The organism is Pseudofrankia coriaricola (assembly GCF_001854805.1).
Classification (GTDB): Bacteria; Actinomycetota; Actinomycetes; order Frankiales; family Frankiaceae; genus Pseudofrankia.
In genome coordinates this window covers 1-25027 of record NZ_MBLO01000158.1, presented here as the reverse complement: position 1 = coordinate 25027, position 25027 = coordinate 1, and the positions used below count along the sequence as shown (strand labels likewise).

The following is a 25027-nucleotide window of genomic DNA, read 5'->3' as shown; positions in this document are numbered from 1 at the left end:
CCCCGCCGTGGAGTTCAGCGTAGGACCTGGCCAGCGGCCATCAGGCCTTCAGGGCCGCGGTTTCGGCGAGGATACTGACGCCGTCCTTGGTGACGGAGATGAACCCGCCGCCGACGGTGTAGAGGAAGTCGCCGCCGTCGGTCTCGACCTTGACGTCGCCGCCGTCCTTGAGCACGCCCAGCAGCGGGACGTGCCGCGGCCAGACGCCGAGGTCGCCGTCGGTGGTCGTGGCGAGGACGAAGTTCGCCTCGCCGGACCAGACCTCCTCCTCCGGGGAGACGATCGCGACCCGCATCGCCGCCACTACAGGTTCTCCGCGTTCTTCTGCGCGTCCTCGATGCCGCCGCACATGAAGAAGGCCTGCTCCGGCAGGTGGTCGAACTCGCCCAGGGTCATCCGCTTGAACGAGTCGATCGTCTCGGCGACCGGGACGAACTTGCCGGGAATGCCGGTGAACTGCTCGGCGACGAAGAACGGCTGCGACAGGAACCGCTGGATGCGCCGGGCCCGCCGGACGAGGACCTTGTCCTCCTCGGAGAGCTCGTCGATGCCGAGGATGGCAATGATGTCCTGCAGGTCCTTGTAGCGCTGCAGGATCCGCTGCACCTCGCGGGCGGTGTCGTAGTGCTCCTGGCCGACATACCGGGCGTCCAGGATCCGGGACGTCGACTCCAGCGGGCTCACCGCCGGGTAGATGCCGAGGTCGGAGATCGACCGGTCGAGCACGGTCTGGGCGTCGAGGTGGGTGAACGTGGTCGCCGGCGCAGGGTCGGTCAGGTCGTCGGCGGGCACGTAGATGGCCTGCAGCGACGTGATGGAGTGGCCTCGGGTCGAGGTGATCCGCTCCTGCAGGACGCCCATCTCGTCGGCCAGCGTCGGCTGGTAACCCACGGCCGACGGCATACGGCCGAGCAGCGTGGACACCTCGGAGCCGGCCTGGGTGAACCGGAAGATGTTGTCGATGAACAGCAGCACGTCCTGCTTCTGGACGTCCCGGAAGTACTCGGCCATGGTCAGGGCGGCCAGCGCGACCCGCAGCCGGGTGCCCGGCGGCTCGTCCATCTGGCCGAAGACCAGCGCGGTGTCCTGGATGACCTCGGCCTCGGTCATCTCCAGGAAGAGGTCGTTGCCCTCGCGGGTGCGCTCGCCGACGCCGGCGAACACGGAGACGCCACCGAACTCCTTGGCGACCCGGCGGATCATCTCCTGGATGATGACGGTCTTGCCGACGCCGGCACCGCCGAACAGGCCGATCTTGCCGCCACGCACGTACGGGGCGAGCAGGTCGATGACCTTGATGCCGGTCTCGAACATCTCGGTCTTGGACTCGAGCTGGTCGAACGCCGGGGCGGTGGCGTGGATCGGCATATAGGTCTCGGCGTCGACGGACTCGACGTCGAGTGGCTGACCGAGCACGTTGAACACGTGCCCCTTGGTGGCGTCGCCGACCGGCACCGAGATCGGCGCGCCGGTGCTCTTGACCGGGGCGCCGCGGATCAGGCCGTCGGTCTGCTGCATCGAGATCGCCCGGACGGTGTTGTCACCGATGTGCTGGGCGACCTCGAGAGTCAGGGTGGCGGTCTCCTCGCCGAGGGTGCGCTCGACGTGCAGCGCGTGGTAGATCTCCGGGAGCTCCTCCGGAGCGAACTCGACGTCGACAACCGGGCCGATGACTCGGGCGACCCGGCCGATCCCCGTCGTGCTGGTGGTGACGGTCATGGCGTCCTCGATCTTCACTAGAGCGCCGAAGGGGGCGCGTACTGCGACTTCTCGGCGCCCCCGGAGGCCCACGTGCTGCCGATGGGATCCCTAAGGGGCTGGTTTGGCACCTTCGGCCACCCACGGCGTCAGGCAGTCTCTTCTGTTGAGCGGTGCTGCGGTATCGCGTCTGTCGAGCGGTGCTGCGGTATCGCGGTGGTGCTTGGCCTTTCGGGTGGTACCACGTCTTTCAGGCCACCTCAGCGGCGTCCGACGGGCCGAGTTCCGGGGCCTCCGTCGGGTGCGTCGTCGCGGGTCCGACCGACCGGACCGCCCGCCGAAACTGACTGACAGACGGTCCGATCACTAACCTTTGACCACGCTGTGGCAGTTGTCCCCACCTACCATGCCTTACGAATTCGATCCCGGCACCCAACCCGCCAAAGGGCAGGTGCCGCCTACTACCCGCGCCGCTCGCTACCCGGCGTCCGCCAGCGCGTTCGCGCCGCCGACGATCTCCGAGATCTCCTGGGTGATCGCCTCCTGGCGGGCGCGGTTGGCCAGCCGGGTGTAGGTGCGGATGAGCTCCTCGGCGTTGTCGGTCGCCGACTTCATCGCCCGCTGCCGGGAGGCCGACTCGGAGGCGGCCGCCTCCAGCAGGGCGACGTAGAGACGGCTCTCGACGTAGCGGGGCAGCAGCGCGTCGAGCACCCCCTCCGCCGACGGCTCGAACTCGTACACCGGCAGCGCACCGCCCACGGGCGCCTCGGTCGTCTCCTCCAGCACCATCGGCAGCAGCCGATGCGCCTCCGGCGTCTGCGTCATCGCGCTGACGTACTCGGTGTAGACGATGTGGATCTCGCCCACGCCGCCGTCGGCCTCGTCGAGGGTGAACGCCCCCAGCAGCTCGTCCGCGATCGCCTTCGCGTCCGCGTACGACGGCTGCTCGGTGAACCCGGTGAACTCGCCCGCGAGCTCCCGGCCGCGGAACCGGTAGTACGTGACGGCCTTGCGGCCGACCGCGTACAGGGCCACGGACTTGCCCTCGTCGGCGAGCAGCTCCATGAGCTCACCCGCCTGACGCAGCGCGTTGGCGCTGTAGCCGCCGGCGAGGCCGCGGTCGGAGGTCACGACGACCACCGCGGCCCGGGTGACCCCGGTCCGCTCGGTGGTGAGCGGGTGGTGGACGGTCGACTGCGACGCCACCGCGCTGATCACCCGGGTGATCTCGGCCGCGTACGGCCGGGACGCCGCGACCCGCGCACGGGCCTTGGCGATCCGGGACGCCGCGATGAGCTCCATCGCCCGAGTGATCTTCTTCGTCGACTGGACCGTGCGGGTGCGCCGCCGGTACTCGCGAAGTTGGCCAGCCACGGGATCAGGCCTTCTCGACCGGCTTCGGGCGGTGCACCCGAATCGCCTCCTGCTCGATCTCCTCCGGCTCCAGCGCCTCGAGAGCCGCCTCGTTGAGCAGCGGCTGGCCGGAGGAGAGCGTGAACTGCGCCTTGAACGCGCCGATCGCCTTCTCCAGGTCCGCCACGGTCGAGCCGTCGAGCTTGCCGGTAGCCAGGATGACCTCGTAGATGCCGGGGAACGACCGGGCGACGAAGTCGAGGAACTCGTTCTCGAACCGGCGGATCTCCGGGACCGGAATGTCGTCGAGCTGGCCGGTGGTGCCGGCCCAGATCGAGACGACCTGGCGGTCGACCGCGAACGGCTGGTTCTGCGGCTGCTTGAGCAGCTCGACGAGCCGCGCGCCGCGGGCGAGCTGGTCACGCGAGGCCTTGTCCAGGTCCGAGCCGAAGGACGCGAACGACTCCAGCTCGCGGTACTGGGCGAGGTCGAGGCGCAGCCGGCCGGCGACGGACTTCATCGCCTTGACCTGCGCCGATCCGCCGACGCGGGAGACCGAGGTACCGACGTTGATGGCCGGCCGGACACCCTGGTTGAACAGGTCCGACTCCAGGAAGATCTGGCCGTCGGTGATGGAGATGACGTTCGTCGGGATGTAGGCCGAGATGTCGTTGCCCTTGGTCTCGATGATCGGCAGGCCGGTCATCGAGCCGCCACCCAGCTCGTCGGACAGCTTCGCGCAGCGCTCGAGCAGCCGGGAGTGCAAGTAGAAGACGTCGCCCGGGTAGGCCTCGCGGCCCGGCGGGCGGCGCAGCAGCAGCGAGATCGCGCGGTAGGCCTCGGCCTGCTTCGACAGGTCGTCGAAAACGATCAGGGCGTGCTGGCCGTTGTACATCCAGTGCTGGCCGATGGCCGAGCCGGTGTACGGGGCGATGTACTTGAAGCCGGCCGGCTCGTCCGCGGGGGCCGCGACGATCGTGGTGTACGCCAGCGCGCCGGCCTCTTCCAGCGTGTTGACGACCTCACGGATGGTCGACTTCTTCTGGCCGATGGCGACGTAGACGCACTTGACCTGCTTCTTCGGGTCGCCGCTCTCCCAGTTCGCGCGCTGGTTGATGATCGCGTCGATGGCGACGGTCGTCTTGCCCGTCTGCCGGTCACCGATGATCAGCTGCCGCTGGCCCCGGCCGATCGCGGTCATCGCGTCGATGGCCTTGATGCCGGTCTGCAGCGGCTCCTTCACCGGCTGGCGCTGCACCACGGTCGGCGCCTGCAGCTCGAGGGCGCGCTCGCCGTCGGTGTCGATCGGGCCGAGGCCGTCGATCGGCCGGCCCAGTGGGTCGACGACCCGGCCCAGGAAGCCGTCACCGACCGGGGCCGACAGGATGCGCCCGGTCCGGCGGACCTCCTGGCCCTCCTCGATGTGTGACGCCTCGCCAAGGATGACGCAGCCGATCTCGCCGACCTCGAGGTTCAGCGCGAGACCGAGCACGCCGCCGGAGAACTCCAGCAGCTCGTTGGTCATGGTGTGCGGGAGGCCCTCGACCCGGGCGATCCCGTCACCGGTCAGGATGACGCGGCCCACCTCCTCCCGGTCGGCGGAGGTGGCCTGGAACGATTCGACGTAGTCCCGGAGGGCGTCGCGAATCTCCTCCGGCCGGATGGTCAGCTCAGTCATCGCTTCGGTCCTTCATCGCGGGCACGGGAATCGGCTGCCCAGCATGGGTATGTCCGGCCTCGAAGAGGACGGCGGGTACAGAGCCGGCCTCGAAGAGGACGGCAGGTACAGAGCCGGCCTTTGTCGGGACCGGAACCATCAGTTCGGAGCAGGCGAGGGACGCGAAGCCGCGCCGCCGGCGGTGACCGCCGGCGGCGTGGCCGCGTACCTGGGTCGTCATGCTCACCGGCGCTACCGCGCCAGGGCCTGGCGGGCGGCGGCGAGCCGGCGCAGCACGGACCCGTCCACGACCTCGTCGCCGACCCGCACGACGACGCCGCCGAGCACGGAGGGGTCGAGGTCGGTCTGCACCTGGATCTCGCGGCCGAAGTACCGGGACAGCGCCGTGCGCAGCCGGGTCAGCTGGTCACCGTCGAGCGACACGGCGGTGCGCACGACGGCGACCACACGGTCCCGCCGCGCGGCGGCGATCCGGCTGAACTGCTCGAGCCGCCGGGAAAGGTCGCCGAACTCCCGGTCGGCCACGGCCTGCTTGGCCAGCCGCACCGTGACCGGGTGCGCCCTGCCGGTCAGCAGGCGCTCGACGAGCGCCTCCTTGGCCGGGGCCGGCGCGGCCGGGTCGGTGAGCGCGAGCGAGAGCTGCGGGTTGCGATCGAGGATCCGGCCGAACCTGAACAGCTCGTCCTCGACCTCGTCCAGCGCGCCCGCGGTCTCGGCGTCGACGAGCAGCGCCTCCACGGACAGCTCGATCAGGCCGAGCCGCAGGTCGAGGGGACGCGTCCAGCGGCGCGCGACGGCCGACTTGACGACCGCGAGCGAGTCCTCGCCGAGCCGGGCAGCGAACAGCCGGTCGGCGAGGGTCTCGCGGGCGCCGGGGGCCACGCTCGGGTCAGCGAACGCGCGCCGCAGGGTCAGGTCCGCGCCGAGCAGGTCGGCGACGGCGCGCAGGTCGGCCCCGATCCGCCCCGCATCCGGCCGCCTCGCCTGACCGGCCGCGGCCACGCCACCCGGCGGGACCGCGGTGATCTGGTCAAGGGTGGCCCGCGCCGCGACGAGAGCCGCCCGGCTGGGTCCCTCCACCGTCAGCCTCCCGACCCGGCGGGCGCGGGCGCGGCCGCGTCACCGGAGGCGTCGAGCGCCGCGATGAAGTCGTCGATCAGGCGGCCGTGCTCCTCGGGCTGGGCCAGCTCATGCCCGACGATCTTGGTAGCGAGCTCGAGAGCCACCCCACCCAGCTCGGCGCGCAGCGAGTTGACGATCTGCGACCGCTCCGCGGCGAGCTGTGTCTCGCCACGGGCACGGATCTCGGCGACCTCTCGGTCGGCCTGGGCCCGCAGGTCCGCCACGATCTGACGACCCTGCACGGCCGCCTCGTCGCGGATTCGCGACGCCTCGGCACGTGCCTCGGCGAGCTGCGCGCGGTACTGCTCCAGCAGCGCCTGCGCCTCCGCCTGGGCGGCCTCGGCGCGAGCCAGGCCACCCTCGATGCGCTCGGTCCGAGCCGCGTAGAACGTCTGGATCTGGGGCTTGACCTTCCAGAAGAAGAAGGCGACGAGCAGCCCGAACGAAACAATACCGATGATGAGCTCGCCCACCGGCGGAACCAGGACGTTTTCGTCCGAGTGATCAGTGGTGGTGGCGGCGAGCAGGATTGTCGACGTGACGCTCACGCTCGTCCTCGGATTACTTGAAGACGAACGGAACGACGAAACCGATCAGGGCGAGCGCCTCGACCAGGGCGAATCCGATGAGCATGTACCGGAAGGCGACCTGCTCGGCCTCCGGCTGCCGGGCGATGGCCTGCACGCCCAGACCGAAGATGAGACCGATGCCGATCCCCGGGCCGATGGCGGCGAGACCGTAGGCGACGGCACCGAGGTTACCGCTGACAGCGTCGGTGGCCGCCAGAACGACGGGTGAAGCCATGTGAGGTGTTCCTTATCCTGTCGGGCACCGGGACTCACCGGTGCGGGTCGGGGTGTCCGAAAAATCAGGAGTGCGCCGCGACGGCCGCGACGGGCGCGGACTCGGGCTCGGGCGCTTCGGTGCCGTGCTCCGCGTGCGGGTCGTCGTGGCCGCCGCCGTGGGCGGCCAGCGCGCCGCCGATGTACGCGGCGGTGAGCACGGTGATGATGTAGGCCTGCAGCAGGTCGATGACCAGCTCGAACCCGGTCATGATGACCGTCATCAGGAACGAGAAGGCGCCGAACACGTACGGCGGCCGCTGGATCATGTACTCCGCGCCGAGGCTGAAGATGAGGAGCAGCATGTGGCCGGCGAACATGTTCGCGAAGAGCCGGACCGCCAGCGTGAAGGGCCGCACGATCAGCGTGGACAGGACCTCGATCGGCGCGAGGATGAGCCGGATCGGCAGCATCGCCTGCGGCGCCGGGTCGACCATCTCCTTGAAGTACGCGCCCGCGCCGTTGGCCCTGATGCCGACCAAGTTGAAGAGCACCCAGGTGATGATCGCCAGCACCATCGGGATAGCGATGCGCGAGGTGGCCGGGAACTGGGCCACCGGGATGATGGCGAGCAGGTTGCAGACCGCGACGAAGCAGAACAGCACCATCAGGTAGGGGGTGTACCGTGGCCCGGTCTTCCCGATGATCTCGCGCGAGATCTGGCTGTCGATGAAGTCGTAAATCGACTCGGCGAAGTTCTGCAGCCCACGGGGGACGATCGAGGCGCGACGGTACGCGAGCCAGAACATGACCCCGACGAACAGCGCCGAGAAGATCACCAGCGCGGTGGCCTTGTTCAGGTAGAAGTTGAAGGGACCCAGGTCCACGTCAAACCAGTGCGGCGGGTTGAAGACCGCGGTCGTGGGGCCTTCGAAGCCCTCGTCACTAGCGGCGAGGACGGCCACGCAACACACCTCCATGATCCAAATTTCAACGCAGTGTCACCGGGCGAACGAGGCCCGCCCCACGGCGGAGGGGACCCCACCCTACCGGCACCCCAGGCCCAGCCGCCCGAGTTGTACGCATCGTGAGCGTCGCCCGAGCTTAGAGACTAACGATGCCCGTGACCCACGGACATGCGCGAAACGCATGATCGCATGTCCTCGGCCAGGCGCGCGGCCCAGCGACAGACCCGCCTCCGGCGGGGCCGACGGTGTCGGCGCCCGGTACCGCGAATACTATCCACACCTCCGCCATCGCGGCACGCGCTGCGATCCGCCCCGCGTCGGGTTCATCTACACGTTGCCGCCGCGTTTCGGTCTGTTGTGCCCCCCTTGGCGTTACGGGGGCGCGTGGACACGCGGAGCGACATTTCGGACAGCAGGCGGATCGCGCGAACGCGCTGAGCGTCGGACCGGCGCACACCCCCGGCTACGCACCGCCACCGAACACCGCGCCCCAGCCCTGGATCCCGCCCCGCGACCAGGAGCGGCCCCGGCCCCGGACCTTCTCGGCCAGCCCGGACCAGCGCGGGGTCGGGCGCGGAGTGCTAGAGGGCCAAAGGGCGTGCGAAAATGATCTTCCTTCGCACGCCCGGCGGCCGTTGTCCCCAGGATCACTAACGGTGCAGTGCCTGGTAGATCACCAGGTAGAGGGCGGCGGCGAGGCCCAGGATGATCCCGATCGGCAGGAACACGTCGTGCAGGCCGGTCAGCCGGTCGATGCCCCACCCGACCAGGCCCCAGAAGGCGATGCCGGCGCCGAGCGTCCCGACCGCGTTCCAGGCCTCCCCTGGGGTGTGCTCCCGGTTGGGCGGCCGGTTTCCGCCCCCCGCCTGCCCGCGGCCAGCACCCCGTCGGGCGTTTCCGCCGCGACGGTCACGCTCGCCGCCGCCGGCGGGCTCACGGCCTTCGTCCTTGTTCATCGGCCTCATCGCCCGCCCGTCACCGATGCGAGTCCGGCGCCGGCACGGCACGCGCCGGGGACTGGGCGGCGCGTCGATCCGCCGAGCCGCCGGCCCTGGGATCGCGGGCGGCGAACGTGGCCGGGTCGAAGAACGGCACCCGGGTGTGGGTGGCGGCCCACAGCTCGGCGCCGATCCAGCCGACCACGCCGGCGAGCACCGTCCAGGCCAGCGTCGGCAGGTTCACCGCCTCGACCCCGTCCAGCACGACGAGCAACACGCCGAGCAGGACGATCTTGAACCCGTAGATGCCGAGCGCGGCCGGCAGCAGCAGGTAGGGCGCCCGCCGGGCCACGAAACCCACCGCGATCTTGCTCGCCGAGAAGAAGGCCACGACGATGCCGACGCCGAGCAACGCCGCGGCGACGCCCGCCCAGCCCCGCAGGCTCGCGCCGAGCGCGACCGCGACAACGGCGATCACCGCGCTGACCGCCAGCCCCAGCCGGATGATCGGCGCACTGGTCAGAGGAGGCCGAGGGCCACCGCCCGCGCGAGGCTTCGTTCCCGCCGCGCGGCTGTCGGCGAGCACGTCGCCCGCTCTTCCCGTCACCAGCACGCTCCTCTTCGCGACCACCCGTGCCCGCCCGCCAACGCGGACAGGACACTTCCACGGTAGCGGGCGGCGGCCGGCAGCACCGCGGTCAGACAGCACTGGCCTGGACAGGCTGGCCGCGGAACCAGGGAACGGGCGTCAGGTGGAGGTGCCCGTCGCGCTGGCCGCGCGGCGAGCGGTGCGTTGGCCGAGCAGGAGCAGCACCACCACGCCGAGCAGACCTATGCCGAGGGTGGCCAGCAGGATGGGCAGCGGTGCCGACGAGAACGACGCGGCCACACCGCCGAACCCGACGAGCGCGGCCCAGAAGTACATGAACAGCACCGCCCGGACCTGCGACTTGCCGATCTCCAGCATGCGGTGGTGCAGGTGCATCTTGTCCGGCGCGAACGGCGAGCGACCTGCCCTGGTACGGCGCACGACGGCGAGGCCGAGATCGAGGAAGGGCACCATCAGCACGGCGAGCGGGATGGCCAGCGGGATCAGCGACGGCAGCGAGCGGGACGGGCCGGCGTAGCCGCCGTAGGCCACCTGACCCGTCACCGTGATCATCGACGAGGCCGACAGCAGACCGATGAGCATCGACCCGGAGTCGCCCATGAACAGTTTCGCCGGGTTGAAATTGTGCGGCAGGAACCCGATGCAGACGCCAGCCGTGACGGCGGCCAGCAGCGCGGCCGGCGTGGCCCGGTAGATGCCGTTGAGGACCGCGAGCGAGTAGGCGTAGTAGAACGTCGCCCCGGCGGCGATCGCCGCGACACCGGCCGCTAGCCCGTCCAGGCCGTCGATGAAGTTCAGCGCGTTGACGAGGACGACGACGGCGAGGATCGAGATCGGGACGGCGGTCTCCGGGCCGAGACTGAGCGTCGTCTCGCTGTCCCAGTTGATGGCGAACGAGAACTGCACCCCGAGCTGCACCATCACGGCCGCGGCCACCATCTGGCCGGCGAGCTTCGTCAGCGAGTCCAGCTCCCACTTGTCGTCGGCGACGCCGAGCAGGCAGATCAGCGTCGCCGCGATGAGCACGGCGCGAGGTTCGGACCAGTCGCGCGAGACCTGGGACAGGAACGGCAGCCGGTCGGCGACCGCGAGCCCGGCGTAGAGGCCCGCCAGCATCGCGAGCCCGCCCAGCCGGGCCGTCGGCATCACGTGCACGTCCCGGGCCCGTACCCCGGCGACGGCGCCGATACGCAACGCCAGCGCCCTCGCGACCGGCGTCGTCAGGTAGGTGACGGCCGCCGCGACCACGAAGACGAGCGCGTACTCACGCACGGCGCCATCCCATACAGCCCCGACCTCCCATTACCGCGTCGATCAGTGTGAGGGGTTCCCGCCGGTCCGCGCTCGCCGGCCTCGGTCGCGCAGGCAGGGGCGAACGGCGCCTGGCGGCGGTCCGCCTCAAGTGTCCCAGGGGATCCGTGGACCGGTGGTGCCGGCCTCCCCAGCCTGGCCGGCCCGCACGACGGAGACAACGAGGACGGCGGCGACGGCGAGGCGGGCCTCCGTCACGAGGAGACCCCCGACGGCGCCTCGACCAGCGGCAGCACCGCGCGCAACGCCGCCAGGTCGATCGCGCCCAGCCGGACCACCCGGGGGATCTCGGTGGTGCAGTCGACGATCGTGGACGCGACGCCCACCGTCGCGGGGCCGGCGTCGAGGTAGACCTCCACCTGTTCACCGAGCTGGGCCACGGCCTCCTCCGCTGTGGTCGCGGCCGGCCGGCCGGACAGGTTCGCGCTGGAGACGGCCATCGGCCCCGTCCGGCCGAGAAGGTCGATCGCGACCGGATGAAGAGGCATGCGCACCGCCACCGTGCCCCGGCTGTCCCCGAGATCCCAGCGCAGGGACGGTGCCTGCCGCACGATCACGGTCAGCCCGCCCGGCCAGAACGCCCTGGTGAGCTCGCGCACCGGCATGGTGACGTTGTTGACCAGACCTTCCAGCGTGCGCCACGCCCCGATCAGGACCGGCACCGGCATGTCCCTGCCGCGCCCCTTCGCGGCGAGCAGGGCACGCACCGCGGACGCGTCGAACGCGTCCGCGCCGATCCCGTACACCGTGTCGGTGGGCAGGACGACAAGGTCGCCCCGGCCGACCGCCCCCGCCGCCGCCTCCAGGCCGGTCTGCCTCGCCGCCTCGTCCGTGCAGTCGAACAGCCGCATGACCCCTCGCCGAACTTTCTCTCGCGCAACCGTCTGGGCTGTCTGGACGGCGCCCAGACATCGAGCCGCCCGTTCCGGGGCTGGCCTGCCCCCTGGGCCACCAACCTACAGCCGGGCCCGCCGCGGCCGAACCGCGAGATCGCGCCGCTTACTGCTTTCCCCAGATAGCGCCTTCGGCGTGACCTGGGGACCCCTGTAGGCGCGCCGTGACGAAACGGTCGCGACCCACGAGATCACGGTGCGTGACGAGCTCGTTCCACCCACCGGCCGTGGCCAGCAGCTCCCGAACGACCGGGCCCTGGCCGTCGGCGTGCTCCATCGCGAACAGTCCGCCCGGGCGCAGCAGGCCCGCCGCGGCCACGGCCACGGCGCGCGGGCCGGCGAGCCCGTCCCCGCCGCCGCCCCACAGGGCCCAGGGCGGGTCGTGGTCACCCACCTCGGGAGTGACCACGGCCCGGTCAGCGTCCGGCAGGTAGGGCGGGTTCGAGACGACGACGTCCACCCGCCCGGTCAGCCGAGCGAGCGCGGCCAGCACGGGTACACCCGCCCAGCCCTCCGGGGCGGGTACCCCCGCCGCGGCGGGGGTACCCGCGCCAGTGACGTCCGCGGAGTGCACCTCGACGGGCAGTCCCGTCGCGGCGACGTTGTGCCTCAGCCAGCGCAGCGCCGCGGGGTCGGCCTCGACCGCGTGCACCTCCGTGCCAGGCACCTCGTCGGCGAGCGCGAGCGCGATCGCGCCTGACCCGGCGCACAGGTCCACACAGACGGACGGCGTCTCACCGCCGACGGAGGCCCCGTGGCCCGAACCATGGGGGATGGCCGCGCCCATATACGTGCCCTCGAGCCGCGTCCCGGTCTTCAGCTCCTGGGACATCGGCCGCCGGGCGCGCGAAGAAAGAGCATTTTCGCGCGCCCTTTGGCCCTTCAGCACGTCGATCACCCAGCCGACGACCGTCTCGGTCTCCGGCCGGGGCACGAAGACCCCAGGACCAACGGCGAGCGCGAGGTGACGGAAGTAGGCCTCGCCGGTGAGGTGCTGCAACGGCACGCGCCGCGCCCGGCTCGTGACCAGGCCCCGCAGCCGCTCGGCGGCGTCCGGAGCGATCTCCCGAACCAGCGGGAGCCGGCCGCGCGCCACCCCCAGCACATGCGCGGCGAGCAGCTCGGCGTCGGCCCGCGGGCTCGCGACGCCCGCGTCGGCGAGCCGCCTGGCCGCTGAGGCGAGCTCCGCGGCCAGCGGCACGTCGACGGCCCCGGAACGCGTGGAGGGCGCAGGGCCGGTCACTCAGTCGTCCTCGCCGGGATTCTCCGCGAGCCTCGTGGCGAGGTCCGCCGCGGTGAGCGCGTCGAGCACGTCGTCGAGCTCGCCGTCGAGCACCTGCTCCAGGTTGTGCGCCTTATACCCGACCCGGTGGTCAGCGATCCGGTTTTCCGGGAAGTTGTACGTCCGCACCTTGTCCGAGCGATCCAGGGTGCGGACCTGGCTGGCCCTCGCCACGGACTTCTCCGACTCGGCCTTTTCCCTCGCTATCGTCAGCAGCCGGGCGCGCAGGATCCGCAGCGCCGATTCCTTGTTCTGCAGCTGGCTCTTCTCGTTCTGGCAGGAGACGACGACCCCGGTCGGCAGATGAGTGATGCGCACCGCCGAGTCGGTGGTGTTGACGCTCTGGCCACCGGGCCCCGACGAGCGGAAGACGTCGATGCGCAGGTCGCTCGGGTCGACGTCGACGTCGACCTCCTCGGCCTCCGGCATGACCAGCACGCCCGCGGCGGATGTGTGGATACGCCCGGCCGACTCGGTCACGGGCACCCGCTGGACGCGGTGCACGCCGCCCTCGAAGCGCAGCCGGCCGTACACGCCCGGCTGGCCGGGGGGAACCTGGCCGCGGTACTTCACCGCCACGCTGACGTCGCGGTAACCGCCCAGGTCGCTCGGGTTGGCGTCGAGGATCTCCGTCTTCCAGCCGCGCCGCTCCGCGTAGCGCAGGTACATCCGCAGCAGGTCGCCGGCGAACAGCGCGGACTCCTGGCCGCCCGCTCCGGCCTTCACCTCGAGAATCGCGTCCCGGCTGTCGTCGGGGTCGGCGGGCACGAGCAGGGCCCGCAGCCGCTGGCGCTGCTCGGCGATGGCGGCCTCCAGGTCGGCCACCTCGGAACGGAACGACGTGTCCTCGGCGGCCAGCTCCCTGGCCGTCTCCAGGTCGCCGTTCGTGCGCTCCATCTCACGCGCGAGCTCGACGACGGCCGCGAGCTCCGCATAGCGCCGCCCCAGCGTGCGCGCCTCCGCGGCGTCGTTGTGCACGTCGGGGTCAGCGAGCCGCTTCTCGATCTCGGCGTGCTCGACGAGCAACTTCTCCAGCGCGGAGGCCATCAGCAACCTTTTCAAAAAATCAGCGGTATGAAGCAGGAACGGCGCCCGCCCGGTCCAAACCGGACGAGCGCCGCATCGCCGCGACACCAACCGCGGTCCCCGGCCCGTCAGCCTCACGGGCCCGATCCCGACGCTCTGAGCGTCACCCAGCCACCTAGCCGGCCCCGTTCGGGGTCGACCCCCCGGTACTGTGGACCGACTCCGGACCAGGTGGGGAGAGCTCGCGGCGCCCGACCGAAGGCTCCTGCCGGATCGGCAGAGCCCGGCGGCGCCGCGGCACCCCGCCTTAACTGTTGCCGGAGACCTTCTGGCCGGGCTGGCGCTTGCCGAACCGGCGCTCGAACTTCTCCACCCGGCCACCGACGTCGAGGATCTTCTGCTTGCCGGTGTAGAACGGGTGGCACTGCGCGCACACCTCGACGCTGATCGCGCCGTTCTCCTTGGTGCTACGCGTGGTGAACGTGTTCCCACACGTACAGACCACAGTGGTCTCGTGATACGTCGGGTGAATGTCAGCCTTCATGGTCCCTCTTCTCACATGGCCGCCGGGTCGCCGTCGCAGCCGCTACGGCGTGAACCGGAGCCTCCAACCGCCCCAAGTCTGCCAGACCTGGTGACTGGGTCACGGTGCCACTGCCCTAACACCGCCGGTGCCGTGGCTAGTCCCAGCCCGTCCTGACGGTCGTCGTCCCGGCCCCCGAGCCGCGCGAGACGCGACGTCGGGGGCCGGGCCCGCGAGTCCCCGGCCCGGCCCCGCTGATGGCGGGACCGGGCGGAACGGCCCCGCGGGCGGCGGCGACGAGCCGTCCCTGGTCCTGTCCCTAGTCCTGGGATGGGGTGGACTTGGCGATCTGCATGAGGAACTCGTAGTTGGTCCTCGTCTGCTTGAGCTGACCCAGCAGCAGCTCGATCGCCTGCTGCGGCTCGCGGGTGTGCAGGACGCGGCGTAGCTTGTGCATGATCGCCAGCTCGTCGGGGGCGAGCAGGATCTCCTCCTTGCGGGTGCTGGACGCGTCCACGTCCACCGCCGGGAAGGTCCGCTTGTCGGCGATCTTGCGGTCCAGCTTGAGCTCCGCGTTACCGGTGCCCTTGAACTCCTCGAAGATGACCGTGTCCATCGTCGACCCGGTCTCGACGAGGGCCGTCGCGATGATGGTCAGCGAGCCGCCGTTCTCGATGTTGCGGGCGGCGCCGAGGAAACGCTTCGGCGGGTAGAGCGCCGTCGAGTCGACACCACCGGACAGGATCCGGCCGCTCGCGGGCGCCGCCAGGTTGTAGGCGCGGCCGAGCCGGGTGATGGAGTCGAGCAGCACGACGACGTCCTGGCCCAGCTCGACGAGCCGCTTGGCCCGCTCGATGGACAGTTCCGCCACGTTCGTGTGATCCGACGGCGGACGGTCGAAGGTCGAGGCGATGACCTCGCCCTTCACCGACCGCTGCATGTCGGTGACCTCCTCCGGCCGCTCGTCGACGAGCACGACCATGAGGTGGCATTCCGGGTTGTTTGTCGTGATCGCGTTCGCGATCGACTGCAGCACCATCGTCTTGCCGGCCTTCGGCGGGCTGACGATCAGGGCCCGCTGGCCCTTGCCGATCGGCATCACCAGGTCGATGACCCGGGTGGTCATCACGTGCGGCTCGGTCTCCATCCGCAGGCGGTCCTGCGGGTAGAGCGGGGTGAGCTTGGTGAACTCGGGGCGGCCGCGGGCCTCCTCCGGGTCCATTCCGTTGATGGTGTCCAGCCGGACGAGCGCGTTGTACTTGTCGCGACGCGCCTCGCCCTCCTGCGGCGCGCGCACGACGCCGGTGATGGCGTCGCCGCGGCGCAGCCCGTGCCGGCGGACCTGGGCGAGGCTGACGTACACGTCCGCGGGGCCTGTCAGATAGCCACTGGTCCGGACGAACGCGTAGTTGTCCAGGACGTCCAGGATGCCGGCGACCGGGATAAGGACGTCGTCCTCGCGCAGGACAGGCTCGTTCTCGACCGTTCCGCCCTGACCGCGGCGGTTGCGGCCGCGCTCGCGGAAACGGCCGCGCCTGCCCCTGCCGTCCTCGTCGTCGTCCTGCTGCGCGACCCGGCTGCCCTGGCGGTCGGGCTGCCGGTCGGTCTGACGGTCCGAGCGGTCGGCCCTGTCAGGCCGGTCCGACGGACGGTCGCCCTGGCGGGCGCTCTGGCGGTCGGTCTGCCGGCTGTTCGCGCGGTCGGCACGCTCGTGCCGCTCGCCCTGGGGCCGCTCGCCGCGATCCGGACGCTCGCCACGGTCCGGACGCTCGCCGCGGTCCGCACGCGCCCGCGGGGCCGCGTTCTCATCACGGTCCGCACGCTCGCCGCGATCCGGACGCTCGCCGCGGTCCGCACGCGCCCGCGGGGCCGCGTTCTCATCACGGTCCGCACGCTCGCCGCGATCCGCACGCGCCCGCGGGGCCGCGTTCTCACCGCGGTCCGCACGCTCGCCACGCGCCCGCGGGGCCGCGTTCTCGTCGCGCGCCACGACCGGCGCCGACGGCTCCTCGGCCCGGATGGGCCGCTCGGCGGCGGGCGCCTCCGGCTCACGGGCGGGCATCTGGACAAGCTCGCCCTGCTCGGGGCTTCCGGTGGCGCGCACCACCCGCCGCCCGCGGGTGCGCGGCGGGGCAGTGGTGGCGGCCGACGGCTCGGTACTCGTAAGGACGGTGGCCTCCTGGCCGCTCTCGGCGGTGCCGTTCGGCGTGGGCGGGCCGCCGTTCTGCGCGTTCTGGATGGCCGCGATCAGCTGGCCCTTGCGCAGCCGGCCGGTGCCCGGGATTCCCAACGAACTGGCCATGGACTGCAACTCCGGCAGAAGCATCGCCTGCAGGCCGGTACCGTTGCGGCGACGGCGAGGAGCGGCCGAGCCGGGAGTCTCCTCGTCGGCCGCGCTGGCCGACGGCGTACGGCCGTCCCCGGATACACCGCTGTCCATCGGCGCCGTCGCCGGCGCCGGCGCGGCCGGCGCGGCCGGCTGGCTGACGGGAAGCGGTGCGGGGGGCGCCGCGGACTCACGTGCGCTCTCAGGCAGCACGTCGGTGGTGTCGCTCAAGGTTTTCCTTCCCTGAAGGAACCGGCTCCTCTCGAGCCGGGTGATGCATATGGACCTTCGACCATCCGCTCCACCACCTACGTGGATGACAGATGAAGGAGATGTCGCCGCTGGCCGGCCCGAATGACACGCCCGTCGACGAGGTGGAGGACCCTGTCCTCCCGGCAGACCTCCTGGATCGCCGACCTCCCAGATCGACTTTCGCCGATCCGGCAGGGACCCGGGCTTCCAGACCTCCCCGATCGCCAACCTCCCAGATCGACTCCGTCGATCCGGCAGGGACCCTGTCGCCAGTCGGGCAGTGACCCCGGGTTCTGCAGGAACCCTGTCGCCAATCCACCAGGGAGCCCAGGCTTCGCCGATCCTGCAGGAACCCGGGCCGCGAACGAACCCGGAATCCCCCAGGCGGGGGTCCGGGGTCACCCCCGGGCAGACATCGCGGGTTAGCAGGGAAGCTGACCCAGGGTCAGCGACCAAGCTCACCCACCACGTCGCCGGTGTCGAGCCGAGGCAACGACGGGGAGGCGCGGGTACCGGAATCCTGTACCAGGACGGACCAGAGAAAGCTCCAGCCAGACCGGCGGGGCGAGCACGCGCCGCGGCGCGGCGGGTGCAGCCATCAGACTATCCAGACGGAGACACCTCGGCAACAACCTGGGGTTGCGCAGGCTTCCCGATGTGGGGTCACCGTGCTTCTACGGTACTCGCCGTTCGCTGCATCGCAACGGCCGTCACCCAACGTCACCGAGATCACGGTGCAAACCGCGAAAATGGGTGCAACCTCCCCAAAGGCGGTCCGCGTCCGCGGTCCGCGTCCGCGGTCCGCGGCCCAGCACGATCGGCCAAGGCCCGCGCCCTCGCTCACCAGACCGTGTCGACGCTTCGCCACTCACCCTGATCGGAGGCGCCGAAGGGCCACGTCGGCAGACCGACGTTCGCGGCATGCGCCACCAGCCCGGCGCTCTCGCCCACCTCCGGGCAGGGCCGACCACCGCACCCACGCGCGAGCTCCCCGACACTCCCGACAAAGGCACATGCGCCGGATGACGGGCGCTCAGCGGCGCGTCGTCACCCGGACACCATCCCGGTCGACGGCCAGCGGGAGGACGGAGAATCCCGGCGCGGACACGCCAACCGCGGCGGCCGCCTGCTCGCCACCGACGGCGAGCGCCAGCACGGTGGGACCGGAGCCGGACAGGACCGCCGCCACTCCGGCGGCACGCAGCCGGTCCACGAGAGCGGCGGATTCCGGGACCGTCGGCAGCCGGTACGGCTGGTGCAGCCGGTCCTCGGTGGCCGCGAGCAACAGCCGGGCGCGGGCGGCCCGGGCCGCCCGGGCGTCGGCGGCGTCGACACCGCCGGGTATCCCGCCGGCCGAGACGGCCGCGGCGAGATCGGTCTGGGTGAGCGCGAGCGCGAGGAGGCCGGCGCGGCCGGCCGAGAACGCCGCGTCGACGTGGGCGAGCCGATCCGGCAGCCGACCGCGCGAGTCGGCCGTGGAGGTACGCACCGAGGGCACGAAGGCCACCGGGCGCAGGTCCGCGACCGGTTCGGCCCGGTGCGCGACGGGACCTGCCGGCCCGGTCCAGGCCACGGTGAAACCGCCGAACAGGGCAGCGGCGACGTTGTCGGAATGTCCCTCGATCGCCGTCGCCACCCGCAGCGCGGCCGCCCGGTCGAACCCGGCCACGTCCGCGGCCGGGCCGGCGGGACGCGCGGCACCGGCCCGGCGGGGGCCGGCCGCGCCGCCGTCGGCGGCGCCGTCGAGGTAGGCGGCGGTGTCGAGAACGCATCCGGCGGCCACGCCCGCGACGATCGCCGCGGCGGACGAGCCGAGCCCGCGCCCGTGCGGCACCCGGTTGACGCAGCGCACGACGAGCCCCGGCTGCGGACGGCCCAGCTCGTCGAAGGCGGCCCGGATCGCCCGTACGACCAGGTTGTCCTCACCCCTCGACACGCTTTCGGCACCTTCGACGGTCACGGAGAGACCCTCGGGGCGCAGCGTCACCTCGACGTCGTCGTAGAAACCGAGCGCGAGCCCGAACGCGTCAAAGCCCGGTCCGAGGTTGGCGCTGGTCGCCGGTACCCGGACCCGGGCACCGACGACCGGCGCGGCGGCACCTGGCGCGCCGCCGGCCGTCGCCGGCGCGCGGGCCGTCCCGGCGCCGGGAGCCACGCCGGCGCGGCCACCGGCACCGGCGGCGCCGACGGTGGGCAGGGTCACGACCGCCGCAGCCCGAGCGCCTCAGCCGCACCGGCGACAGTCGGCCGGATCGTCTCCGGCTTGGCCGCGCCACTGATCGCCCAGTCCGGGTCCTTCAGGCCGTTGCCGGTCACGGTGCAGACGATCCGCTGGCCGGCGTCGACCTTCCCTTCCGCGTGCGCGGCGAGCAGACCAGCCACGCTCGCCGCGCTCGACGGCTCGACGAACACGCCCTCCTTGCGGGCGAGCAGCCGGTAGGCCGCCAGAATCTGGCGGTCGTTGACCGCGTCGATCAGGCCGCCAGAAGCATCCCTGGCCTCGACGGCGAACTGCCAGGACGCCGGGTTGCCGATCCGGATGGCCGTCGCGATCGTCTGCGGGGAGGTCACGACGCTGCCACGCACGATCGGCGCCGCACCCGCGGCCTGGAAGCCGAACATCCGCGGCCGCCCGGTGCCCTCGGCCGCGTCCGCCTCAAGGTAGCCGCGCCAGTAGGCCGTGATGTTCCCGGCGTTGCCCACCGGCAGGCAGTGGATGTCCGGAGCCGTGCCAAGCGCCTCGACGATCTCGAACGACGCGGTCTTCTGGCCCTCCAACCGATACGGGTTGACCGAGTTGACCAGCGTCACCGGATAGGTCTCGGCCAGCTCGCGCGCCACCCGCAGGCAGTCGTCGAAGGAGCCGTCCAGCTGCAGCAGCCGAGCGCCGTGCACCAGCGCCTGCGCCATCTTGCCCAGCGCGATCTTGCCGCTGGGCACGAGCACCGCGCAGACGAGGCCGGCACGGGCCGCATAGGCGGCGGCGGAGGCGCTGGTGTTACCGGTCGAGGCGCAGATGACCGCCTTGGAGCCCTCGCCGACGGCCGCGCTGATCGCCACGGTCATGCCGCGGTCCTTGAACGAGCCGGTCGGGTTCGCGCCCTCGACCTTCAGGTGGACCTCGCAGCCGGTCACCTCGGACAGGTGCGCCGCGGGAACGAGCGGCGTGCCGCCCTCCAGCAGGGTCACCACCGGGGTGCCGGCGTCCAGCGGCAGCCGATCGCGGTACTCCTCGATGATTCCCCGCCACCCGCGGTGGGCCACGCGGGCTCGGCCGCCCGCGCCGCCGAGCGGCGGCGGGCCCGGCGCGGCCCCCAGGTCGGAGCCCCCGTCCGCGCCCCCCACCCCGGCCGGGCCGGGCTGTCCGCCGGCCTCGCGGACCTCCCCGATCGGCTCCCCGACCTGCCCGATCGGCTCCGCCGATCGGGCAGGAACCCCGGATCCGGCAGGGACCCCGGGCTGCCGCGCCGATGACGTGGTCGTGGTGATCATGGCTCACCTCCCTCGACCCGCAGCACCCCGGCCACCGCGCGCACGATGTCCAGGCCGCGCAGGTCCTCAACAGTCGCCGCCAGCGCCGCGTCCGCGGCGGGATGCGACACCAGCACCAGGCTGGCATCGTCTCCCCGACCGTCCTGGCGCACGCTGCGGATGGACACGCCATGCCTGGCGAACGCGCCGGCAACGGTCGCCAGCACGCCAGTCTTGTCGGTCACGTCCAGGTTGACGTGGTAGCTGGTGGTGGTCTCGCCCATCGGCAGGACCGGGAGCTGGGCGTAGGCCGACTCCCCGGGGCCTCTCCGCCCCGCGACACGGTTGCGGGCGACCGCGACGAGGTCGCCGAGCACCGCCGAGGCCGTCGGCGAGCCACCGGCGCCGCGGCCGTAGAACATCAGCTGCCCCGCGGCCTCCGCCTCGATGAACACCGCGTTGAACGCCTCGCGCACAGCGGCCAGCGGGTGCGAGCGGGGCACCATCGCCGGGTGCACCCGCACGCTCACCCCCGGGCGTTCCGAGGAGCGCTCGGCGATCGCGAGGGCCTTGACGGTGCAGCCCATAGCGCGGGCGCTGGCGATGTCGGCCGCGGTGACCGAACCGATGCCCTCGCGGTACACGTCGTCGAGCGTCACCCGCGTGTGGAATGCCAGCTGGGCGAGGATCGCGGCCTTGGCCGCCGCGTCATAGCCGTCGATGTCGGCGCTCGGGTCGGCCTCTGCGTAGCCGAGCGCGCCCGCCTCCTCCAGCGCCTCGGTGAACGACGCGCCGGTCTCGTCCATCCGGGTGAGGATGTAGTTCGTGGTGCCGTTGACGATGCCGAGCACGCGGCGCACCCGGTCGCCGGCCAGGCTCTCGCGCAGGGGGCGCAACAGCGGGATCGCGCCGGCGACCGCCGCCTCGTAGTACAGGTCGACGTCGGCCGCGGCGGCGGCGTCGTGCAGCGTCGACCCGTCGGAGGCGAGCAGCGCCTTGTTCGCGCTGACGACGGATTTGCCGGAGTTCAGCGCGGACAGCAGCCAGCTGCGCGCTGGCTCGATGCCACCGACCACCTCGACGACGATGTCCACGTCGCCGCGGGCGACCAGGCCCGCGGCGTCGGTGGTGAACAGCGACGCGTCGACGGGCACGTCGCGCTCGCGGCCAGGCCGGCGAACCGCGATACCCACGAGCTCCAGCGGCTCGCCGACTCTCGCGGTCAGGTCGTCGGCCTGCTCGTGGAGCAGCCGGACGACCTCGGAGCCGACCACGCCGCAGCCCAGCAGCGCGATCCTCATCGCCCGGCCTCCCCAGGTTTCGAGCCCTCGCCCGCGGCGTCGTCGACGCCGTCGACGTCGACGTCGACGTCGAGGCGCAGCAGATCGTCGTCGGTCTCACGTCGGACGATCACCCGCGCCGCGCCAGCGCGCACCGCGATCACCGGCGGGCGGCCCACGTGGTTGTAGTTGCTGGCCATCGAGCGGTGGTACGCACCGGTGGCCGGGACGGCGACGAGATCACCGGGGGCGATGTCGGCCGGCAGCGGCACGTCATGCGCCACCACGTCCCCGGACTCGCAGTGCCGGCCGACCAGTGTCACCACGTGGTGCTCGGCCGAGCCTGGCCGGGAGACCAGGCGGGCCGTGTAACGCGCGTCGTAGAGCGCGGTGCGGATGTTGTCGCTCATCCCGCCGTCCACGCTGACGTAGGTGCGGAGCCCGGGCAGCTCCTTGACGGTCCCGACGCGGTACAGCGTGACCGTGGTCGGCCCGACCATCGCCCGGCCGGGCTCCACAGCCAGCCGCGGCACCGTCAGCCCCGCGCCGGCACACTCCTTGCCGACGATGGTGTGCAGCCGGTCGGCGACCTCCGCGACGGCCAGCGGGGCGTCCTCGCCGGTGTAGGCGATGCCGAGGCCGCCGCCGAGGTCCAGCTCTGGCAGCTCGACGCCATGCTCGTCGCGCACGGTCACGAGCAGGCCGACCATCCGGTGCGCGGCCAGCCCGAAGCCGGCCGTGTCGAAGATCTGCGAGCCGATGTGGGCGTGCAGGCCGACCAGCTCCAGCGTGTCAGCCGCCCCCAGCACCTGGCCGACCGCCGCCGTCGCGGCACCGCTGGCCAGCGAGAACCCGAACTTCTGGTCCTCCTGGCCGGTGGCGATGTACTCGTGGGTGTGCGCCTCGACGCCCGGGGTGACGCGGATGAGCACACGCTGGCGGATACCGGCGGCGCGGGCGATCTCGGCGAGGCGCTCGATCTCGACGAACGAGTCGAGGACGATCCTGCCGACGCCGTGGGCGACGGCGCGGCCCAGCTCCTCGACGGACTTGTTGTTGCCATGGAAGAGCAGCCGCTCCGGCGGGAAGCCGACCGAGGCCGCGACGGCCAGCTCGCCGCCGGTGCAGATGTCGAGGCTCAGGCCCTCTTCAGCCACCCAGCGGGCCACCGCCCGACACAGGAACGCCTTTCCCGCGTAGTACACGTCGCCATCCGGGAAGCCGGCCCGCCAGGCCCGGGCCCGGGCACGGAAGTCGTCCTCGTCCAGGAAGAACGTCGGCGTGCCGAACCGGTCGGCCAGCTCGTCGACACGCAGCCCGCCGAGCCGCAGCACCCCGTCGTCGTCGAGCGTGGCCGTCGCCGGCCATACCTGCTCCTCCAGAGGTGCCCCCGTCGAAGGCGCCCCCCTGGGGACCCCCACGGCGACGATGGCGGCGCCTCGGGCGGCCGGAGGCCCGTCGGGCGGCATGGCCGAAGGACGCGCGACGATGGCGGAGCCTCGCGCGGCCGGAGGCCCGTCGGGCGGCATGGCCGAAGGACGCGCGACGATGGCGGAGCCTCGCGCGGCCGGAGGCCCGTCGGGCGGCATGGCGGGCACGGCTGCGCCGGCAGAGGGTCGCGACATCGAGCTCACACTCACATTCGTTGCGGGGCGGAGACGCCGAGCATCCGCAGCCCGTTCGCGAGGACGACCTTCGTCGCCTCGACCAGCAGCAGCCGGGCGCCGGTCAGCGGCGTCGGCTCCTCGTCGCCCTGCGGGAGTACCCGACAGGCGTCGTAGAAACGGTGGTAGGCCCCGGCCAGCTCCTCCAGGTAGCGGGCCAGCCGGTGCGGCGCGCGCAGCGCGACCGCCGAGGTGACCACACCCGGCAGCTCCCCTAGCGCCCGCAGCAGGTCTCCCTCCCGCGGGTGGCTCAGCAGCGCGACATCGACGCCCTCGAGGACCGTGGAGTCACCGCCCGCCGCCGGGATTCCCAGCTGGGCCGCATTGCGCAGCAGCCGACAGGTCTCGGCGTGCGCATATCGCACGTTGAAGGCCGGATTCTCGGATGTCTGCCGGGCGGCCAGGCCCAGGTCCAGGTCGAGCGGTACATCCGGCGGCAGGCGCACCAGCAAGTACCGCGCGGCCTCACCTCCGACGGTGTCAGCGAGATCCGCCAGAGCCGCCGCGGCGGCGGGGCCGGCGGGAGGCGCGGGGACGACGTCGAAGCCGGCGGCGGCGAGCAGCCGAGCGAGGGCCGCGGCGGCCACCGCCTGCCGTGCCGCGGCCAGCGGCGACAGTTCTCCCGGGCCAGCGGCGGACACGGCATCCGCCCAGACGCCCCGGCGCCCCGTGGCACGGCCGTAGGCGTCGCCCTCCCGCACGACCACGCGAGCCAGCTCGCCGAGCGCGGCCGGCGCCAGGCGGATGTTGAGAAATCCCGGATCGGCCACCTCGACACCGGCGATCCCGGAGCCCTGACACAGCCGGGCAGCCAGCAGATCCGCGACCTCGCGCGCCGGGCGCCGGGCGGCCCTGGCGAGCTCCAGCGCCGCGGCCGAGGCATAGTCGCCGTGCTCCGGGTTCCTCGGGCGCCGCACCGGCACCGTCGCCGGGATCGCGACGTCGATCGCACCGTCCGCGACCGCGTCGCGGACGGCCGACACGATCGCGTCTGCGACGTCGGCGGGGGTCATGCCGCGATGCTATCGGCGCGTCCGGACAGTCGGCGTGAACGAGGAGGCCGGCAAGATCACAGCGGCACCGTCGGGCGGCCGACCGACGACCGGCCGCCGATGCCAGATTGGACACCAGGCTGCCTGACGGGGCCGGCCGCGCCACCCGCCATCCGGCGCCTCAGACCGGCTGACCAGCCGCGAGCCGCTGGACGACGCCGATCAGCTCGTCAGGGTCGAACGGCTTCGTGAGATAGCAGTCGACGCCGACGCGGGCACCACGGCGCAGGTCCGCCTCCTGAGCACGGGCCGTGAGCACGACCACCTTGATGCCCGCCGTCGCCGGGTCGTCACGCAACCGGCTCGCGACCTCCCAGCCATCCACCTTCGGCATCATGATGTCCAAGGTGATCACCGCCGGGTCGATCTCACGGATCCGCTCCAGACAGTCCGCCCCATCCACCGCGGTGTGGACCTCGAACCCCTCCAGCTCCAGATTGACGACCACGAGCTGGCGGATCACCGGGTCGTCGTCAACGACCAGGACACGCAAAGGTTCGAAGTGCACGCCGGAAGCTTACGGCGCGCCCGCTTCCCGGTCCGGCGTTCAGACCTGGTACGGTATGCCTCGTTGCCAAGGGCGATCCGGCAACCGCGCACGGGACCCAGCGCCCCGTCCAGACGACCGGTCCGCCCCCGTAGCTCAGGGGATAGAGCACTGCCCTCCGGAGGCAGGTGCGCAGGTTCGAATCCTGCCGGGGGCACACGATCGGCTTTGCCTGTTCGCAACTCCTTCGGAGGTTGCTCCCAGGCTCCCGCGCGATGTTGCTCCGGGGCCGAGCCCCGGACCCCACACCG

23 protein-coding genes and 1 tRNA gene are annotated in these 25027 nt (G+C 72.1%); 1 reads left to right on the top strand and 23 read right to left on the bottom strand.

The features are described from left to right. Positions 1-40 precede the first annotated feature (40 nt). The 23 genes from BCD48_RS20965 to BCD48_RS20855 all read right to left on the bottom strand — a co-directional run bounded on the left by BCD48_RS20965 (position 41) and on the right by BCD48_RS20855 (position 24737). On the bottom strand, positions 41-295 hold the full coding sequence (locus BCD48_RS20965; protein ID WP_071050112.1) for a F0F1 ATP synthase subunit epsilon: 255 nt from the start codon (positions 293-295) through the stop codon (positions 41-43). Positions 296-303: 8 nt separating this feature from the next. Continuing rightward, a complete protein-coding gene (gene atpD, locus BCD48_RS20960) occupies positions 304-1719 on the bottom strand; it encodes a F0F1 ATP synthase subunit beta (protein ID WP_071050111.1) in 1416 nt (471 codons plus the stop codon). A 456-nt stretch (positions 1720-2175) separates the two neighbouring features. Beyond that, the gene (locus tag BCD48_RS20955) at positions 2176-3072 is read right to left on the bottom strand and encodes a F0F1 ATP synthase subunit gamma (protein WP_071050106.1); all 897 of its coding nucleotides are present in this window, start codon (positions 3070-3072) and stop codon (positions 2176-2178) included. Positions 3073-3076: 4 nt separating this feature from the next. Beyond that, on the bottom strand, positions 3077-4729 hold the full coding sequence (gene atpA, locus BCD48_RS20950) for a F0F1 ATP synthase subunit alpha (RefSeq protein ID WP_071050105.1): 1653 nt from the start codon (positions 4727-4729) through the stop codon (positions 3077-3079). Then, positions 4722-4955, bottom strand: coding sequence for a hypothetical protein (locus tag BCD48_RS20945; RefSeq protein WP_071050104.1), 234 nt, complete (start codon positions 4953-4955; stop codon positions 4722-4724). The genes atpA and BCD48_RS20945 overlap by 8 nt, the downstream gene beginning before the upstream one ends. Positions 4956-4960: 5 nt before the next feature. Beyond that, positions 4961-5809, bottom strand: a complete 849-nt coding sequence (locus BCD48_RS20940; protein ID WP_071050103.1) for a F0F1 ATP synthase subunit delta — start codon at positions 5807-5809, stop codon at positions 4961-4963. A 2-nt stretch (positions 5810-5811) separates the two neighbouring features. After that, positions 5812-6399 (bottom strand): F0F1 ATP synthase subunit B, encoded by a 588-nt coding sequence (locus tag BCD48_RS20935; RefSeq protein WP_071050102.1) that lies wholly within the window; start codon positions 6397-6399, stop codon positions 5812-5814. 13 nt (positions 6400-6412) lie between these two features. Beyond that, a complete protein-coding gene (locus tag BCD48_RS20930; RefSeq protein WP_007514724.1) occupies positions 6413-6655 on the bottom strand; it encodes an ATP synthase subunit C-like protein in 243 nt (80 codons plus the stop codon). Positions 6656-6719: 64 nt separating this feature from the next. Continuing rightward, positions 6720-7613: a F0F1 ATP synthase subunit A gene (gene atpB / locus BCD48_RS20925; RefSeq protein ID WP_071050101.1), complete on the bottom strand. Its 894-nt coding sequence runs from the start codon at positions 7611-7613 to the stop codon at positions 6720-6722. 638 nt (positions 7614-8251) lie between these two features. Continuing rightward, positions 8252-8557: an AtpZ/AtpI family protein gene (locus tag BCD48_RS20920; RefSeq protein WP_071050100.1), complete on the bottom strand. Its 306-nt coding sequence runs from the start codon at positions 8555-8557 to the stop codon at positions 8252-8254. Between the two features lie 19 nt (positions 8558-8576). Continuing rightward, entirely contained in the window at positions 8577-9146 is a 570-nt protein-coding gene (locus tag BCD48_RS20915) for a Cg1360 family ATP-synthase-associated protein (RefSeq protein WP_241841889.1), read from the bottom strand. A gap of 141 nt (positions 9147-9287) precedes the next feature. Next, positions 9288-10421 carry an MraY family glycosyltransferase gene (locus tag BCD48_RS20910; RefSeq protein ID WP_071050099.1) on the bottom strand — a complete coding sequence of 378 codons (1134 nt, stop codon included), beginning with the start codon at positions 10419-10421 and terminating at the stop codon, positions 9288-9290. A gap of 233 nt (positions 10422-10654) precedes the next feature. Next, the gene (locus BCD48_RS20905) at positions 10655-11311 is read right to left on the bottom strand and encodes an L-threonylcarbamoyladenylate synthase (RefSeq protein ID WP_071050098.1); all 657 of its coding nucleotides are present in this window, start codon (positions 11309-11311) and stop codon (positions 10655-10657) included. Positions 11312-11459: 148 nt separating this feature from the next. Next, positions 11460-12596 (bottom strand): N5-glutamine methyltransferase family protein, encoded by a 1137-nt coding sequence (locus tag BCD48_RS20900; protein WP_071050097.1) that lies wholly within the window; start codon positions 12594-12596, stop codon positions 11460-11462. Then, complete coding sequence (gene prfA, locus BCD48_RS20895) at positions 12597-13682, bottom strand: peptide chain release factor 1 (protein ID WP_071050096.1); 1086 nt, start codon at positions 13680-13682, stop codon at positions 12597-12599. A gap of 286 nt (positions 13683-13968) precedes the next feature. Next, positions 13969-14205 (bottom strand): 50S ribosomal protein L31, encoded by a 237-nt coding sequence (gene rpmE, locus BCD48_RS20890; protein ID WP_071050095.1) that lies wholly within the window; start codon positions 14203-14205, stop codon positions 13969-13971. A gap of 298 nt (positions 14206-14503) precedes the next feature. Beyond that, on the bottom strand, positions 14504-16741 hold the full coding sequence (gene rho, locus BCD48_RS20885) for a transcription termination factor Rho (RefSeq protein ID WP_071050094.1): 2238 nt from the start codon (positions 16739-16741) through the stop codon (positions 14504-14506). A gap of 1054 nt (positions 16742-17795) precedes the next feature. Further along, positions 17796-18965, bottom strand: a complete 1170-nt coding sequence (locus BCD48_RS20880) for a homoserine kinase (RefSeq protein WP_083418972.1) — start codon at positions 18963-18965, stop codon at positions 17796-17798. Continuing rightward, on the bottom strand, positions 18962-20254 hold the full coding sequence (gene thrC / locus BCD48_RS20875) for a threonine synthase (RefSeq protein ID WP_241841888.1): 1293 nt from the start codon (positions 20252-20254) through the stop codon (positions 18962-18964). The genes BCD48_RS20880 and thrC overlap by 4 nt, the downstream gene beginning before the upstream one ends. Then, a complete protein-coding gene (locus BCD48_RS20870; RefSeq protein ID WP_071050093.1) occupies positions 20251-21534 on the bottom strand; it encodes a homoserine dehydrogenase in 1284 nt (427 codons plus the stop codon). The genes thrC and BCD48_RS20870 overlap by 4 nt, the downstream gene beginning before the upstream one ends. After that, entirely contained in the window at positions 21531-23138 is a 1608-nt protein-coding gene (lysA, locus tag BCD48_RS20865) for a diaminopimelate decarboxylase (RefSeq protein ID WP_241841887.1), read from the bottom strand. The genes BCD48_RS20870 and lysA overlap by 4 nt, the downstream gene beginning before the upstream one ends. Positions 23139-23149: 11 nt before the next feature. Continuing rightward, positions 23150-24190 carry a DALR anticodon-binding domain-containing protein gene (locus BCD48_RS20860; RefSeq protein WP_071050092.1) on the bottom strand — a complete coding sequence of 347 codons (1041 nt, stop codon included), beginning with the start codon at positions 24188-24190 and terminating at the stop codon, positions 23150-23152. A gap of 160 nt (positions 24191-24350) precedes the next feature. Beyond that, positions 24351-24737 carry a response regulator transcription factor gene (locus tag BCD48_RS20855; protein WP_071050091.1) on the bottom strand — a complete coding sequence of 129 codons (387 nt, stop codon included), beginning with the start codon at positions 24735-24737 and terminating at the stop codon, positions 24351-24353. A 124-nt stretch (positions 24738-24861) separates the two neighbouring features. On the opposite strand from BCD48_RS20855, the gene BCD48_RS20850 reads away from it, so the two are divergent. Continuing rightward, positions 24862-24933 (top strand) — tRNA-Arg (locus BCD48_RS20850). Positions 24934-25027: the final 94 nt, after the last annotated feature.